At 56.8% G+C, this 15,116-nt stretch carries 15 protein-coding genes; 4 read left to right on the forward strand and 11 right to left on the reverse strand.

Annotated features, from left to right (window positions below; translation table 11 throughout):
- Positions 1-218 precede the first annotated feature (218 nt).
- Both HMJ29_RS08360 and HMJ29_RS08365 read right to left on the reverse strand, forming a co-directional pair.
- The gene (locus HMJ29_RS08360; RefSeq protein WP_135435790.1) at positions 219-470 is read right to left on the reverse strand and encodes a hypothetical protein; all 252 of its coding nucleotides are present in this window, start codon (positions 468-470) and stop codon (positions 219-221) included.
- A 58-nt stretch (positions 471-528) separates the two neighbouring features.
- Positions 529-777 (reverse strand): hypothetical protein, encoded by a 249-nt coding sequence (locus HMJ29_RS08365; RefSeq protein WP_171591045.1) that lies wholly within the window; start codon positions 775-777, stop codon positions 529-531.
- 117 nt (positions 778-894) lie between these two features.
- On the opposite strand from HMJ29_RS08365, the gene HMJ29_RS08370 reads away from it, so the two are divergent.
- Positions 895-2,529: an FAD-dependent oxidoreductase gene (locus HMJ29_RS08370; protein ID WP_171591046.1), complete on the forward strand. Its 1,635-nt coding sequence runs from the start codon at positions 895-897 to the stop codon at positions 2,527-2,529.
- On the opposite strand, the gene HMJ29_RS08375 is transcribed toward HMJ29_RS08370, so the two are convergent.
- From HMJ29_RS08375 to HMJ29_RS08390, 4 genes are all read right to left on the reverse strand, one after another.
- Complete coding sequence (locus tag HMJ29_RS08375; RefSeq protein WP_171591047.1) at positions 2,526-3,947, reverse strand: MBOAT family O-acyltransferase; 1,422 nt, start codon at positions 3,945-3,947, stop codon at positions 2,526-2,528. The genes HMJ29_RS08370 and HMJ29_RS08375 overlap by 4 nt on opposite strands.
- Before the next feature lie 127 nt (positions 3,948-4,074).
- Positions 4,075-4,539: a hypothetical protein gene (locus HMJ29_RS08380; RefSeq protein WP_171591048.1), complete on the reverse strand. Its 465-nt coding sequence runs from the start codon at positions 4,537-4,539 to the stop codon at positions 4,075-4,077.
- Between the two features lie 106 nt (positions 4,540-4,645).
- On the reverse strand, positions 4,646-5,818 hold the full coding sequence (locus tag HMJ29_RS08385) for an alginate O-acetyltransferase AlgX-related protein (RefSeq protein WP_171591049.1): 1,173 nt from the start codon (positions 5,816-5,818) through the stop codon (positions 4,646-4,648).
- A gap of 171 nt (positions 5,819-5,989) precedes the next feature.
- On the reverse strand, positions 5,990-6,709 hold the full coding sequence (locus tag HMJ29_RS08390) for a hypothetical protein (protein ID WP_171591050.1): 720 nt from the start codon (positions 6,707-6,709) through the stop codon (positions 5,990-5,992).
- A 590-nt stretch (positions 6,710-7,299) separates the two neighbouring features.
- On the opposite strand from HMJ29_RS08390, the gene uvrA reads away from it, so the two are divergent.
- Together uvrA and HMJ29_RS08400 are read left to right on the forward strand one after the other, a co-directional pair.
- Positions 7,300-10,164 (forward strand): excinuclease ABC subunit UvrA, encoded by a 2,865-nt coding sequence (gene uvrA / locus HMJ29_RS08395; RefSeq protein WP_171593289.1) that lies wholly within the window; start codon positions 7,300-7,302, stop codon positions 10,162-10,164.
- A 125-nt stretch (positions 10,165-10,289) separates the two neighbouring features.
- Positions 10,290-10,694 carry a hypothetical protein gene (locus tag HMJ29_RS08400; protein ID WP_171591051.1) on the forward strand — a complete coding sequence of 135 codons (405 nt, stop codon included), beginning with the start codon at positions 10,290-10,292 and terminating at the stop codon, positions 10,692-10,694.
- Between the two features lie 259 nt (positions 10,695-10,953).
- Here HMJ29_RS08400 and HMJ29_RS08405 read toward each other — a convergent pair whose 3' ends face one another.
- From HMJ29_RS08405 to HMJ29_RS08420, 4 genes are all read right to left on the reverse strand, one after another.
- Positions 10,954-11,601 carry a DUF4142 domain-containing protein gene (locus HMJ29_RS08405; RefSeq protein ID WP_171591052.1) on the reverse strand — a complete coding sequence of 216 codons (648 nt, stop codon included), beginning with the start codon at positions 11,599-11,601 and terminating at the stop codon, positions 10,954-10,956.
- A 48-nt stretch (positions 11,602-11,649) separates the two neighbouring features.
- Positions 11,650-12,252, reverse strand: a complete 603-nt coding sequence (locus HMJ29_RS08410; protein WP_171591053.1) for a DUF4142 domain-containing protein — start codon at positions 12,250-12,252, stop codon at positions 11,650-11,652.
- Between the two features lie 82 nt (positions 12,253-12,334).
- A complete protein-coding gene (locus HMJ29_RS08415) occupies positions 12,335-12,559 on the reverse strand; it encodes a hypothetical protein (RefSeq protein WP_171591054.1) in 225 nt (74 codons plus the stop codon).
- A gap of 35 nt (positions 12,560-12,594) precedes the next feature.
- Positions 12,595-13,170, reverse strand: a complete 576-nt coding sequence (locus HMJ29_RS08420) for a DUF4142 domain-containing protein (protein ID WP_171591055.1) — start codon at positions 13,168-13,170, stop codon at positions 12,595-12,597.
- A gap of 179 nt (positions 13,171-13,349) precedes the next feature.
- Between HMJ29_RS08420 and HMJ29_RS08425 the strand changes: the two genes are divergently transcribed.
- Positions 13,350-14,198 carry a hypothetical protein gene (locus HMJ29_RS08425; RefSeq protein ID WP_171591056.1) on the forward strand — a complete coding sequence of 283 codons (849 nt, stop codon included), beginning with the start codon at positions 13,350-13,352 and terminating at the stop codon, positions 14,196-14,198.
- 119 nt (positions 14,199-14,317) lie between these two features.
- On the opposite strand, the gene HMJ29_RS08430 is transcribed toward HMJ29_RS08425, so the two are convergent.
- Entirely contained in the window at positions 14,318-15,073 is a 756-nt protein-coding gene (locus HMJ29_RS08430; RefSeq protein ID WP_244678884.1) for a 2-C-methyl-D-erythritol 4-phosphate cytidylyltransferase, read from the reverse strand.
- Between the last annotated feature and the right edge of the window lie 43 nt (positions 15,074-15,116).

The raw sequence follows: 15,116 nt of genomic DNA on the forward strand, positions 1-15,116 counted from the left end.
GATTTAGACGGATTTTTCGGATTGACCGAATTTGTATAGAAAACGGCAGCTCCCAGTGGGGCTGCCGTTTTCCATTTGAGTATAATCTGACGCCTAGCACTCTGTCAAAGCAACGAATCTTGTCAGGCATTAACGAGACATTCTAGGCCAGTCTTTTTTGACAAATAAGGCCCTCCGCTTCGCTGAAGATGACGTGAATCATTATTTAAAGAAGTTGGCTAGCAGTAATTCCGCATTTCCTTATCATCAACAGCTACCAGCGCATCTAGGCGCAGCTCAAAGCCGTCGGCGAGGCGCAGGTATTCTACCTTGTCTTTGATGAACAGGTCCTGGATGGTGCCGTGGTAGGTGCTGGGTGGAGTGTCGGGCTCGGTGCGGTAGGTGAGGGTGCAGGGCTGGCCGGTGGTGGCGCGGGCTTCGAGCTCGTCGTAGAAGGAGCAGCTGATGGGCGTGTAGGCGGGCGTAGACATAGCAGGTTAAAGTAAGTGGTTAAACGTATTTACGCAGAAGTTGCGGTCAAGGACAGGCCTAGGCCGCCAGGCGGTGCCCATTCACGGCCACTAGCCAATCGAGTCGCAGTTCCCAGCCTTCCTCTAAGCACAGAAAGTCAACTTTACCGCGGCGTAACAGGCCTAGCACATTGCTGCGCACACTAAACTCGGCGGAGGTACCCGGCATGCGGTAAACCAGCACGCAGCAATGGTCAGCAGGTAACAGCTGCTGCAGCTCCGCCGACAAATCAGAATATGGAAGCGTGTAGGCGCGAGGCATGAGCATATAATAGAATAAAGGTCAGCTGGATAAGAGGTAGGAAACAGAATTACGCAGAGAGGGCACAACCCGGTTTTGCTTCCGCGCGTTGGCAAAACTGCGCTAACCTCAACCGTTCCAACAATGCCTCCTGAAATTGACTTGGCCCCCGCCGACGCCCTACAAGATGGTGACATGCGCACCTTCACGGCCCAGGACACCGAAGTGCTCTTGATCCGCCGCCAAGGGCAATACCTGGCGCTGGCGGCGCACTGTCCGCACTACGGGGCGCCGCTGGAAAAGGGGCGTATTGTAAACGACCAGCTGGTGTGCCCCTGGCACCATGCCTGTTTCCAGGTGACGGATGGGCACTTGTGCCAGCCACCGGCCCTAGATAAGTTGCCCAGCTACCCCGTGCGAGTAGCGGATGGCAGAGTGTGGGTGCAGGTGCCACGCAAGCCAGCGGCTTCAGCAGATAGTCCGGAGAAAACCCCCACGGCCCTGGTAGGCGGCGAGGCACCACCACCGCACGCCGCCGCACCTGATACGCGGACTTTTGTGCTGGTAGGTGGCGGAGCGGCCGGGCAGTTTGCGGCGCAAACCCTGCGCACCGAGGGTTTCGGGGGCCGCATAGTACTGGTTACGGGCCAAGAAGAGCCACCCTACGACCGTACCAAACTGAGTAAGGGTTTCTTGGCTGGTAAAACCGATAAAACTGGGCTGCCGCTACGCAAGCCCGAGTTCTATGCTGAACACCAAATTGAGGTAGAACCGGCCCGCGTCACGGGCCTGAACCAGCATAAGCAGGAGCTACAGCTCAGCAGCCAGGAAACACTGCGGTATGATGCCTTGTTGCTGGCCCCCGGCAGCCAGCCCAATCTGCTGCCCAAATTGCCGGGGCGCGAACTGGAGGGCGTACTGCCCCTACGAACCGTCGAAGATGCCACCGCCCTGCGCCAGGCCGCCAGCGGTGCCCAGCGTATCGTTATCATTGGCGCAAGCTTTATTGGGATGGAAGCTGCCGCCAGCCTCACGAATGAGCAACGGCATGTTACCGTAGTAGCCCAGGAAGCCGAGCCATTTGAGCGAATCTTAGGGCCGAAAATTGGCCGGGCATTCCGAAATCTACACCGCCGCCAGGGCGTACGCTTCAAGTCAGAAGCTGCCGTAGCCGCGCTGGAGGGTGAGAACGGGCGGGTAGTGGCTGTACGGCTAGAGTCGGGGCAGCGCCTCCCCGCCGATGTAGTAGTGCTGGGCGTAGGCGTGCGGCCCGCCACCGATTTTCTGGCGGAAGTGCTGGACCTGGAGAAGGATGGTGGCCTACGCGTAGATGCTAACTTGTGCGCGGCCGAACACATCTACGCCGCCGGTGATGTAGCCATGTTCCCGCTAACCGGTGGCCTAGGCCAACACCGCATTGAGCACTGGCGCATGGCGCAGCAGCAAGGCGCTTGCGCCGCCCGCAACATGCTGGGCCGGCAGGAGGCATTTACCGCCGTGCCCTTTTTCTGGACCCAGCAGTACGGCAAAAGTTTGCGCTACGCCGGCCACGCCAGCGGCTGGGACGAAATCATTTTTCACGGCGACGTGCGTCGCCTCGATTTCCTGGCCCTCTACTCCCTCAACAACCGCATAGTGGCCGCCGCCGCCATGAACCGCGACGACGACATGATCTGTATTGAGGCCTTGCTCCAGCAGGACCGCATGCCCACCCCCACCGCAGCCCGCAAGAAAATCAGCTGGAGCAAGCTGCTGGAGCAGGTGGCGCCATGGGCTTAGAAGCGGAAGTAAATGAAGGGGTTGAATGAGCCACTAATCACGTAGCTCGCGCTTAGTACCAGTAATACTGCCGTGAGCAGGCCGAGCCCCACGGCGCGCCGTAGCGGCATTGGTTCAGCCGTCAGCCAGTTCATCTCCCAGCGCTCTACGGGTGGCAAGGCTGCCATAAATGCACAAACACTAGCTAAACCTAGCGTCGCCCAGAACTCCCGGGAGAGGTCGGGTAGAACCCTAGGCCACTCTGCCGAGAACATACGGCCGATAAAGGTTAGGGCCGCGCTTAAGCTTTCGGCCCGAAAGAGCACCCAACCCACCATTGTAATCAGGAAGGTGGGCACGATGCTCAGCACGCCCAGCCGGCGCGAAAGGCGCAGCAGAAACAGACGGTCGAGGATCAGGAACAGTCCGTGGTAGGCACCCCAGGCAATGAAGTTCCAGGCCGCGCCGTGCCAGAAGCCCGAGAGCAGAAACACCGTCCAGAGGTTGAGGTAGAGCCGGGCAGGCTTCACGCGGTTCCCCCCAAGCGGAATGTAGAGGTAGTCGCGCATCCAGCGCCCGAGCGTGATGTGCCAGCGCTGCCAGAACTCCGTGATGGAACGAGAGATATAGGGGTTGTTGAAGTTCTCCGGAAACTGGAAGCCCATGAGGCGGCCCAGGCCAATGGCCATATCGGAGTAGCCGGAGAAGTCGAAGTAGATCTGGAAGGTGTAGGCCACGGCACCCAGCCACGCCAGCGGCGCCGAAACATCAGCGGGAGCCAGCCCGAAAATTCGGTCGGCCTCCTGGCCTAGGGCATTGGCAATGAGTACTTTTTTGGCCAGGCCCAGACCAAATCGGAACAGGCCCGCCAGTTTCTGATCCACGGTATCGAAGGCGGAGCGGTCTTGCAGCTGCCCCGCAATTTCTTGGAAGCGCACAATGGGCCCGGCAATCATCTTCGGGAAGAGCATAATGTAGAGCAGGAAGTCCCAGAAGCTGCGCAGGGGCTTATTTACGCCTCGGTATACATCAATGGAGTAAGTAAGCTTCTCGAAGGTGAAAAAGGAAATACCAATGGGCAGTACCACCTGCCGCCAGTGCAGGGCCTCACCACCCACCGCCGATTTTACCTCGCTCAGGTTCTCCAGAAAGAAGTTGGCGTATTTGAAGTAAAAGAGCATGCCCACATTGAGCAGGATGCTAACTGTCAGGTAGATGCGCTTCTGCCAGTCAACTGCCGCATCCATTAGCCTGATAAGAGAGAAGTTAAGCACCACCGAGGCCAGAAACAGCGCCAGAAAGTTGAGCCCACCCCAGGCATAGAACAACAGGCTGGCCACCAGCGCCACTGCGTTTTTGAGGCGAGTAGGCGCCAGCAGGTACAGCAGCAGAAAACCGGGCAGAAAATAGAAGAGAAACAGCGAACTACTGAATACCATGGGGCGCAGATACGGAAGGCCCGGCGAAAATACAGGGCGGCCCACCAGCCCCAGCTATACCAGCGTAAAAAAGCCGCCCCTTTCAGCAGTGCTAAGAGGGGCGGCTTTTTGCATAATGGAACCAGGCTTAGTGCTTGCCTTTACCGTGGCCTTTACCATTACTGTTTCCGGGGTGGCCCGAGTTACCGGGGTTGCCACCATACACCTTTTTAGCCTGGCCGGGAGGGAGGCCTTTGCCGCTTTGCAGGCGCTTCACCTGGCCTGGGGGCAAGTAAATCTCGCGGTGACGGTTGTACTGCTCCCATGGCTGTGAGCCGCGGTAGTCCAGCACTACCGGGTGGAAGCTGCGCGGATCGTAGCCTTGCACATTGGCTACGCGCACCCACTGCCCATTCTGAGGAACAATGTAGCGCTGGGCCCGCAGGTCATAGTAGCTCTGCGTTTCGGGGATGTAGTAATACTGCGTGCCGGCCGGGGTAGAGGGGCCCCAGGAGGGTGGGTTGACGTTGATAGTTACCTGGGCCTGGGCCGGAGCAGTAGCCAAGGCCGCACCTAGTAGGCCAGTCAGGGTAAGTTTGGTGAGGAGTTTCATAGGAGCAAGGGCAAAAGGTTGGGAGGAGGAGAGGCAGAAGACAAGAACAGGGCCAAACTGGCAAGAGCGCTTACGCACGGGCTTACCGGAAAGGTGCTTGGAGCCATTAATGCCCGCCAAACGCCCGCAAAGCATCCTGGCTGAATCCTTGATCAAACACCTTCAGGTTGTGCTCATTGAACAGTACCAACACAATGTCAAACCGCAGTAGCTCGGCTTTGCGGTCGAGCTGGGCTACGTTGGTTTCGCCGGTTAGCTGATCATGCTGCTTGCGCCAGACCACCACCTGGTTGTAGTACCAGAAGCGCGAATCGGGCGCGAACAGTGAATCCAGGTAAGGGTACTGCTCAATAAAATTCCACACAAAACTGTCTCCTACTACCAGCAGGCGGGGGCGGCGCTGCCCGGGCTGCAGCGGCTGAAACTGCACCATGGGGTAGCCCATTGGGAAAGAGGGCGGGGCCCAAAGCAGGTTGAGGGCCCTAACCATGTCACCATCGGGGTGGCGCGGGGAGGTGGTGACTTCTAGGCCAGTGCGCCGGAAGTCGGGCAGATTGAGGTGGGTATGCTGCTCCAGGTAAGGGAAGAGGGTATCGGCGGCCAGCGTGAGACCATAGCCGCTCCAGTGAATGCCGCCCCGCGCAAACAGGGGGTAAGAGCTGGTGTCTTTCCACTGCCGAAACAGCGCCCCGAAGTCCAGCACGTTCAGGCCCGCTTCCCGCATGCTCGTGGCGTAGCGGTCATAGTTGGAGCGGTGCGGCCGTTGCTGTTGGTAGGCGGCCGGAAGAAGCTCGGGATAGATGGCCGCTTTGCTGGGGGCTATTACGAACACCAGGAGCTTGCCACGTCGCGCCAGCGTATCCTGCACCACCCGAAACCGCTGCACGTTGGCCCGTATTTCCGCCGCAGGCACGGTATCGCGGCCCAGGTAAGCCAGTATGGGGGCCTCCTCAAACAGGGTGTTGCGCTTTCCCATTACTACACCATGGGCCCGGGCTTGGTTAAACAAGCTGTAGGCCACCTGGTTGCGCGGCCGAATCAAGGCATCATGAAAGCCAATGTGCTCCGTGAGGTAGCGCTCCAGGGCCGGCTGGTAGGTGTTGTTGCGCAGGCTCTGCCAGCTAAGAGGGGGGCGGGGGGCAGGTTCAGAGTAACCCGCCAGCGGACTGGTGCGGAAAATCTTGATGTTGAGCCACGTCTGAATAGCGGGCAACAGCAGCAACAGCAGCAAGCCCCCCAATACGCGTCGCTTGCCCGTCAGGAAAGAAAAATTAGCCACGCCGCAAGCAGAACACAACCACAAACATCATAGAAAGTACCAGTCAGCAAACCCACCGAAAAGTAGCTACTTATTCTGGAGGGAGAGCAGAATAGACCTGGCAACCCCATTGGCGTGAAACAAAAAGGCCCTTCCGAAGAAGAGCCTTTCATGTTCAACAATAACCAGGTATTAATTCACCCGGCCTCTGCCACGGCCGCCGCTGGGAGCACCCTGGCTGGCTTGGCTGCCGCGGTTGTCGTTGCGGTCGAAGCCACTGCCCCGGTTACCATTACCCCAATTGTCGTTGCGGTCGTACCCGCCCCGGTTATCGTTGCCACGGTTGTCATAACCACCTCGGTTGTCGTTGCGGTCGTATCCGCCCCGGTTATCGTTGCGGCCATTACCATAGTAACCGCCACGGTCGTTGTGGTAGTTGCCGCTGGCATAGCCACCTTGGTTGTAAGGGCGGTTGCCGTAGTAGCCCCCACGGGGAGGTACTGCATAGTAGCCTCGGCCCGGCCAGTTGGCGCCATAGTAGCGACCCGGTAAAACGCCCCAATTGTTGCAATAGGCGCGGTGGTCGCGCAGGTAGCCCCAGGGCTGGCGGCCCACATACTGAATAACCACCGGGTGGAAAAAGCGTGGGTCGTAGGAGGCGTAGGCGCGCGGCAATACGGGGGAGCTTACCCAAGCGCCGTACACGGGGTCAAAAAACAGGTACGACTGACTGTACAGGTCATAGTAGCCGTCAATTTCCGGTATGTAGTAATACTGCACACCCTGGGGCACCGGTGGGCCCCAGTACGGCTGGTTGATACCCACCTGAATTTGCACCTGAGCCTGAGCGGGCTCGGTATAAACCAGCAGGCCCAGCGCCAGCAGGAAAGCAGATTTAAGCAATAGTTTCATGAGCAAAGAAGAACAAAAGGGAGATATCTATCTGACGCAAAAACAGCACCATAGTTTAAAAAAGTGACCCGCTGCCTCAAGTTTTTAGCAACCCCCGGAAGAACTTCTGAGCGGGTGGGACATTTTCGCTCCTTGCATTGTTATAGGCCGTCTATCCTCTGCTGTGCCCGTTGCTGAAACAGGCATGTGAAGTCGCTAATGCGCTTGGCAAATACGCAGGGGAGGGTAGCCATCGGGGCGCGTTTTGCGTACCTTTGCAGACTTATCCGCTTCGCTGTTGCATGGCCAAAAAAACAACTGCCGCTTCTAGTTCTTCCACTTCGGCTGCTTCTAAAACCCAAGTAGCTCCTAAAGCTGACCGCCCGGCCAAACCAGCTGCTTCCAAAGCCGTTGCGCCAGCTCCAAAAGCGGCGAAGAAAGGGGCACCCCAGCCCGACCTAACAACTGCCAAAGGTGCGCAGCAGGCAGCTATAGCCTCCACGCCCCGATCTGAGCAGATTTCAGAAACCATAGTGGCCTCTGCGGCTACTGCGCTGCCGGGCGTGCTGCCATCCTTGGTGCAGGGCCAGCTAGGCCAGCATGCCGCCGATATGGAGGCGCCCTTCATTGAAGTATACGGTGCCCGGGAGCACAACCTCAAAAACGTTTCCATCAAGATTCCGCGCGGCCGGCTGGTGGTATTCACTGGCATTTCAGGCTCGGGCAAGTCGTCGTTGGCCTTCGATACCATTTACGCCGAGGGCCAGCGCCGCTATATGGAGACTTTCTCGGCCTATGCTCGCAGCTTCATGGGTGGCCTAGAGCGCCCCGATGTGGATAAGATTGAGGGTCTGTCGCCGGTTATCAGCATCGAGCAGAAAACTACCTCGCGCAACCCCCGCTCCACCGTGGGCACTATCACCGAGATTTACGACTTCCTACGCCTGTTTTACGCCCGCACCGCCGAGGCGTTCAGCTATGCTACGGGCAAGAAGATGATCCGGCAGAGCGACGACCAGATCATCAACTACATTCTCAAGCATTATAACGACAAGAAGCTGGTAGTGCTGGCGCCGGTAGTAAAAGGCCGCAAGGGCCATTACCGCGAGCTGTTTCAGCAGATTGCCAAGCTGGGCTTCACGAAGGTGCGAGTTGATGGCGAGCTGCTAGACATTACGCCCAAGATGCAGGTGGACCGCTACAAGATCCACGATATTGAGATTGTGATTGACCGCTTGGTGGTGAAGGAGGAGGACCGGTTCCGCCTGTCGGGCTCGGCGCAGAATGCCCTCACCCACGGCAAAGGCACCATGCTGGTGCTGGCCCCCGACGAGAAAAACGAAGCTAAGAAGACGCAGTTCTTCTCGCGCTTCCTCATGGACCCCACCACCGGCATCGCCTACGACGACCCGGCGCCGAACACCTTTTCCTTCAACTCACCCTACGGCGCTTGCCCCGTTTGCAATGGCTTAGGTGAGGTGCAGGAAATCACCGAAGACTCGGTGATGCCGGATAAGAAGCTGAGCGTGAGCCGCGGCGGCATTGCGCCCTTGGGCGAGTACCGCGACATCTGGATTTTCCAGCAGCTAGGCCTCATCCTGAAAAAGAACAAGGCCAGCCTCAGCACGCCCATCGAAAAGCTGCCCGAAGACTTGGTGCAACGCCTGCTTTATGGTGTGCCTGAGGACGAGGACGCCGACCCCAAAAAGCCAAACTATACCGAGCCGTTCGAGGGCATCATTCCCTTCCTGCAGCGCCAGATGGAGTCCGACTCGGAGAACATCCGGGAGTGGATTCAGCAGTACACCCAGGCCCAGGAGTGCCCCGAGTGCCACGGCTACCGCCTCAAAAAGGAGTCGTTGCACTTCAAGATTGCCGATAAGCACATTGGGGAGCTCTCGGTGATGGATTTGAGCGACCTGGCCGGTTGGTTTGAAGGCCTGGAGGACCGCCTCACGGACCGCCAGAATCTGATTGCGCGCGAGCTGCTGAAGGAGATTCGCAAGCGCATTGGCTTTCTGCTGGAAGTAGGCCTCGACTACCTGAACCTGCACCGCTCCGTGCGCACCCTCTCGGGCGGCGAAAGCCAGCGCATCCGCCTCGCTACTCAAATCGGTACCCAGCTGGTGGGAGTGCTCTACATTATGGACGAGCCCAGCATTGGCCTACACCAGCGCGACAATGAGCGCCTGATTAAGGCCCTGCAGCACCTGCGCGACCTGGGCAACTCCGTGATTGTAGTGGAGCACGACAAGGACATGATCATGCACGCCGACCACGTGCTGGACATTGGCCCCGGGGCCGGCATCCACGGCGGCCATATTGTGGCAGAAGGCTCACCTACCGAAATCTTCTCTTCGGGCAGCCTCACTTCGCAGTACCTGAGTGGGCAGAAACACATTGAGCTACGCAAGAAAAAGCGTACCGGCGAAGGCAACGAGCTAGTGCTGAAGGGTGCCAAAGGGCACAACCTCAAAAACGTCACGGCCAAGTTTCCGCTGGGTAAGCTCATTGCCGTAACGGGCGTATCAGGCTCGGGCAAATCGTCGCTCATCCACGATACGCTGTACCCTATTCTGAACCAGCACTTCTTCAACGCCAAGCGCGAGCCACTGGCCTACGACAAGGTTGAAGGCTTGGAATTTATTGATAAGGTGATTGAAGTAGACCAGTCGCCAATTGGCCGTACGCCGCGCTCCAACCCGGCTACGTATACCGGCGTGTTCACCGAGATTCGCCAGCTGTTCTCCTCGTTGCCAGAAGCAAAGATTCGGGGCTACGGACCAGGCCGTTTCTCGTTCAACGTAAAGGGGGGGCGCTGCGAAACCTGCGAGGGGGCCGGCATGCGCACTATCGAGATGAACTTCCTGCCCGATGTGCACGTGCCCTGCGAAACCTGCAAAGGCCGCCGCTACAACCGCGAAACGCTGGAAGTGCGCTTTAAAGGCAAGTCCATCACCGACGTGCTCGACATGACGGTGGAGAAAGCCGTGGAGTTCTTTGAGTTTCAGCCCCGCATCCTGCGCAAAATTCAGACCCTGAACGAAGTAGGCCTCGGCTACCTCACGCTAGGCCAGCAGGCCACCACGCTCTCAGGTGGCGAAGCCCAGCGCGTGAAACTGGCTACCGAACTCAGCAAGAAGGACACCGGCAAGACCTTCTACATTCTCGACGAGCCCACTACTGGCCTACACTTCGAGGACATCAACCATCTCGCCGACGTGCTCCAGAAGCTTGCCGACAAAGGCAACACAGTGCTCATCATTGAGCATAACCTCGACCTGATTAAGGTGGCCGACCACATCATCGACATCGGGCCGGAAGGTGGCGCGGGCGGTGGTACCATTGTGGCGCAAGGCACACCGGAGCAGGTGGCCAAGTCGGGCAAGGGGCATACCAGCCGCTTCCTGGCCGAAGAGCTTCGCACCAGTAAGTATGCCACGGAGCCTGCTGGCAAGACAGAAAAAGCAGCGTAGAGTAATATATAACTAGCTGACCCTGTTTAGAAAACTAGAATCCTGTACATAGCGCAATCTTAATATATTTTGCGCTGTGTACAGGATTTTTGTATGTTAAGGGCTTGCTCTATAACATTCCCACTATGAAGGTTCTGCTTTTTCCCGCCCTCCTGACCGTTGCAATACTCACTGCCCCTCCCAAAGGCACCCATTGGACTGGCACTGCCAATATCGGACAGCAGGAGAACAAGATCAATTTTGAGGTATCTGCCGATGGCAAACATCTATCGAGCTTAACGTTTGATGGGTTTTGGAACTGCTCAGGCAAGCAGGCCAAGCGTACTATTGGGCCTCAGGAAATTTTCGAGATACAAGACGGGAAGGTGCAAGGCGTAGTACAAGACGCTTCCAGCGGGGGCTTACTACGTTTTGTGTTGCAGGGCGACTTTGTTGGAAAAGCCGTGCGCCAGAAAGAGTTCCGCATGAACCTCTCTGCCTCACCCTGCGAAACCTATACCGTGCAATGGGTAGCGGCACCTGCTGAGTAGCTTGGTGCCCGCAAACGGTTGCGGAACTCTTCGCTGGGTAATCTATTGGTAGCCAAGGGCTGGGCGATACGCATTTAATATCCTAAGCACGTTAACAGTAGGTGCTTTTGAACGGTAGCCACGGAAGAATTCGGTACCTAAAACACTGCTACCTGAATTCTTGGCTCTTGCCATAGAAATTAAAAAAAGCTGCCTCCAATGAAGGAAGCAGCTTTTCAAGGATAGGTAGTATCAGTAGATACCAGCTATAAGGCTATGCTTACATGCTGCTGAACATCTTCAGGTGGGATTCAACTACGGGTGTAACCTTAGCAATGAAGCCCTGCACTTCTGTGTCTTTGGTCATTTGCTGAGCAGCAGCCAACGTGTTAAGCGTCTTTTGGTGGTCCATCTTCATTTGCTGCACGTACTTGGTCTCGAATTCCTTACCCGAGAGCTTGCGCATATCAGCGGCAATGGCCTTATGCTCGGCGTCCATATCGGCCGGCAGGGTCACGTTCTTCTTTTCGGCAATGGTCTTCAGATCAGCCGTTGACTTGGTGTGGTCCGTAATCATCATGTTGGCGTGGTCTTTCACCATGCCCGTCACACCTTTTTCTAGGGCCAGCTTGCTCAGCTGAATCTCGTTTTGGTCGCTGGCCGCCGCCGACTTCATGAACTCAGCATCGGTAGCGTGAGGAGCGGTGGGGCCATTAGGGTCTGCCATAGTCGAGCCTCCAGCCATACTAGTATCGGTAGGCATAGCGGTGTTGGTATTAGCCCCCGCAGAATCGGTGTTGGTGGTGCCCATGGCATCATTAGCGGGTGCCGAGGTAGCATCCGTAGTGCCCGTGGTAGAGTCGTTGGTGGAGCAGGCAGTGGTAGCCATAAGGGCAGCTACGGCCATACTTAGCAGAGTGCGTTTCATAGTTTGTAGGAAGGTTGGTTGGATGGGGAATAAAAAAGGAATAACAGCTTACTTCCGGGCCTCTACGGCAGCGCTCATTTTTTGCGCCATTTCTAGGTGGTGCTGTAGTATGGGCACCTGCTTGGCAGCAAATGCTTTAATCTCCGGGTCAGACGCCTTCACTGAAGCTTCCGTGAATTCATTCACGTCTTCTTGGTGGTCTTTGGTCATCTCCTTCAGGTATTCTTTATCCATGGCTACCCCTTGCTCCTCCGTAACATCTTTCATCACCTTCTGATGATCGTCGCCGAGAGTGGTGGGGAGCGTGATATTCTTCTTAGCCGCCAAAGCCTTGAGTTCAGCATTTGCTTTGGTGTGGTCTTCTACCATCTTATTGGCAAATTCCCGGGCTTCGGCAGTGGTTGCTTTTGCGGCCACCGCCTGGCCTAGCTGTACCTCCAGCATGCCACCGCTGGCGGCTTTCGCCATAAACTCCGAGTCAAAGTTTTTACTGTTTTCCGTTACGTCACCCATTTCCGAATTGGGAGTGGCAGTTTCGTTCTTCGCCTCATTCGTTTCCTCAGCCTGTTTAACTGAGTCTTGAGAGTTACACGCAGTAGTGCCGGCAAGAAGTGCCGCAGAACAGACCAGGGAAAGAAGAGTGCGTTTCATGGAAAAAAAGTTGAGGGGAGTGGTAGAAAGCGGGCAAACAGCCAAGGCCTAAGCAGGCCGTGGGGGGTATGTCGGGTCAGAGCTACTTGGCAGCGGCCTCGGCGGAGTCAGCGTCGGCGGTTATGGTAGGGCCAGCGTTGTTGTCAATCACAACTGCATCGGCTTTCACACCGCCATCAGCGGCGGCTGAGTCCATGTTGGTTACGGCAGTGCCGGCAGTGCCGTCGGTGCGTTGCTCGGCATTGCCGCAGCTGCTGAATGTGAGAGCCGCAAAAAGAGAAAGAATGGAAAGAATGCGCAGTTTCATATAGGTTGGTTAAGTAAATGGAGTAGGAGAGAGGATTATTTTTTGAGTTTGTCCTGTAGTTGTTCCGCCGCTTCCAAATGCTGTTTCAGCACGGGTAGCTGCTGGTTGGCGTACTGCCGAATGTCGCCGTCGTAGGCGTCGTCGCGCATATCATCGGTTTCATCAACTGCTTTTTTATGAACATCAATCAGCAGGTCAGTGTATTTCTGATCGAAGGAGGCGCCGTTAAGGGCTGCTACCTGGCCTAGTGATGTAGCCAAGTCGCCGCCTAGGCCAGTAGGGAGTACAATGCTTTTTTGCCCGGCCAGCGTTTGCAGATTCTGCTGGCTGCCGGCGTGAGCAGCTACCAGGCTTTGAGCCAATGCTTTTACCTCCGCCGATGCTGACTTGGTTTGCGCTAGCTGGCTCACATCACGCACAAACATGTTGCGGTTAGCTGAATTAACCACGTACTCAGCATCACGCGACTGCTTCTCGGTAATTGCCTCATCGCCAATGCGCTTTTCATTCTGAAACTTTGCTTCTGCTACCGGGTCTTTGTTGCTTTCGCCGGAAGAGCACGCAAAGGCGGCTGGTAGGAGCAGCAGGAGCAACACGCGGGAAACTGACATATAGACAATGAATTACCGGGTAGGAAGAAGAGTGCAATTGGGCTATACGCACCCTTGTGTTTGGAGTTGGGGTAGGGGTTTCCAAAAAAAGTTCCATAGTGGGTTAAACTTTCTTAACTAGCTATAATCAAAGGCCCGAAATTCGTTCTCACCTCTCTCACTTCACCTCTTTGCTCCCCATGGTAAGATCTACCCTCTCGCTGTTTACTGGCCTAGTGCTGGCAGGCAGCCTTCTAACCTTCACCTCCTGCGATAAAAGCAACGACCCAACGGATTCGGTCGCAACCGTTTCGGCGGAAGACCAAAGTGTAGCAGAAGATGAGAATGCCGCGCTCGGGGATATTGTGGAGGCAGCTTCGCCCGCTGATGTTACAGAAGCCAGCAGCCCGGCCACAGAATCTTCAGATCTGGTGCGCCTCGCCGGCTCCTGCTTCACCCGGACCTATAACGCCGCTACCCGCACCCTCACCCTCGACTTTGGCCCTACCAACTGTGTAGGTCCCAATGGAGTAGCCCGCCGCGGCAAAGTAGTGGCTGTATTCGCCGGCCCGTATCGCCAGGCTGGGGCCAGCGTTACTATTTCACTGGTAGACTACTACCGCAACGATAATCTGCATACCGGCACGCGTACCATTACCAATCTGGGCAATGGCTCTTGGGCGCTGAGTGTGCAGAACGCCAGCGTAACCACTACCGCGGGCACGCACACCTGGTCATCGCAGCGCCAGTACACTCGCACGACCGGCGGCGCTACCCGCACTATTCTTGATGATACTTACTCCGTAACCGGCCAGGCCAGCGGCACCAACCGCAAAGGCATCAGCTACACGGCTACCATCGAGCAGCCACTTATAAAGGAATTCCGGCTGGGTTGTGCCCGCACGTTTGTAGCCGGCACTGTGCGCCTCATCAACGCAAAGGAGCAGACCCTCCTGCTTAACTATGATCCCACGGGCACGCAGGCCTGCGATAATATCGCCTCCGTCACCATTAATGGCAAAACTCACCTTATTCGGTGCGGTCGGTAGCTGTTAGCTTAAACAAATAATAAGCCCGCCAAGCGTGTCTGATTCCATGATAGAATCAGGCGCACTTGGCGGGCTTGTTTATGAAGTGGCCTAGGGCAGGCAGGCAGTCAGGATATGGCCTAGTGCGAAGGAGCCTGGAGTAGCGCCTCGGCAAGCACTAAGTCCTCTGGAGTAGTAATTTTCAGGTTTCGATAGTCGCCGGCCACTAACTGAATGGGGTGCAGATCTTCTACTACGCTGGCATCATCGGTGAAGGTGGTCAGCTCTGGTAGCTGGTAAGCCCGTTGTAGCAGCTGCAGCTCAAAGCACTGCGGGGTTTGCACCAACCGGAGGCGGGAACGATCGAGGGCAAAGGAGCCCTGCTGGCTTACGCTTCGCACGGAGTCTTTGGGGGCTACGGCTGCCACGGCGGCGCCATAGGCCTCTGCTGCGGCATATGTGGCCTCAATAACGGAAATCGTCACTAGGGGGCGTACCCCATCATGAACCGCTACTGTACCCGCTGTATGGCTCTTCAAGTGAGCAAGGCCGTTACGTACCGATGCCCACCGGGAGTGGCCGCCCGCTACTACGGTGTGCGCAATGGCTACGTGGTGCTGAGCACAGAGCTGCTGCCAGCTGTCGAACTGATCCGGGGGGAGTACCACCACGCATTCCTGCACGCGCAGGGAGGCTTCTGTGAACCGCCGGAGAGTATGCAGTAACACGGGCTCACCCAGCAACTCCAGAAACTGCTTGGGCCGCCCGGCCCCCATGCGGGTACCGCTGCCACCGGCTACCAGAATAGCAAAGCGTGGAGTTACTGAAGAAGCAGGGCCGGGGGAAGCAGGCGAGTCAGGCATGGCGGCGGATAGATAGAGCTGTAAAGTACGCATGCCCGCAAATACAAAACGCCGAATACCCACAGGATATTCGGCG

Origin of the sequence: Hymenobacter taeanensis, assembly GCF_013137895.1 — a bacterium.
Lineage (GTDB): Bacteria > Bacteroidota > Bacteroidia > Cytophagales > Hymenobacteraceae > Hymenobacter > Hymenobacter taeanensis.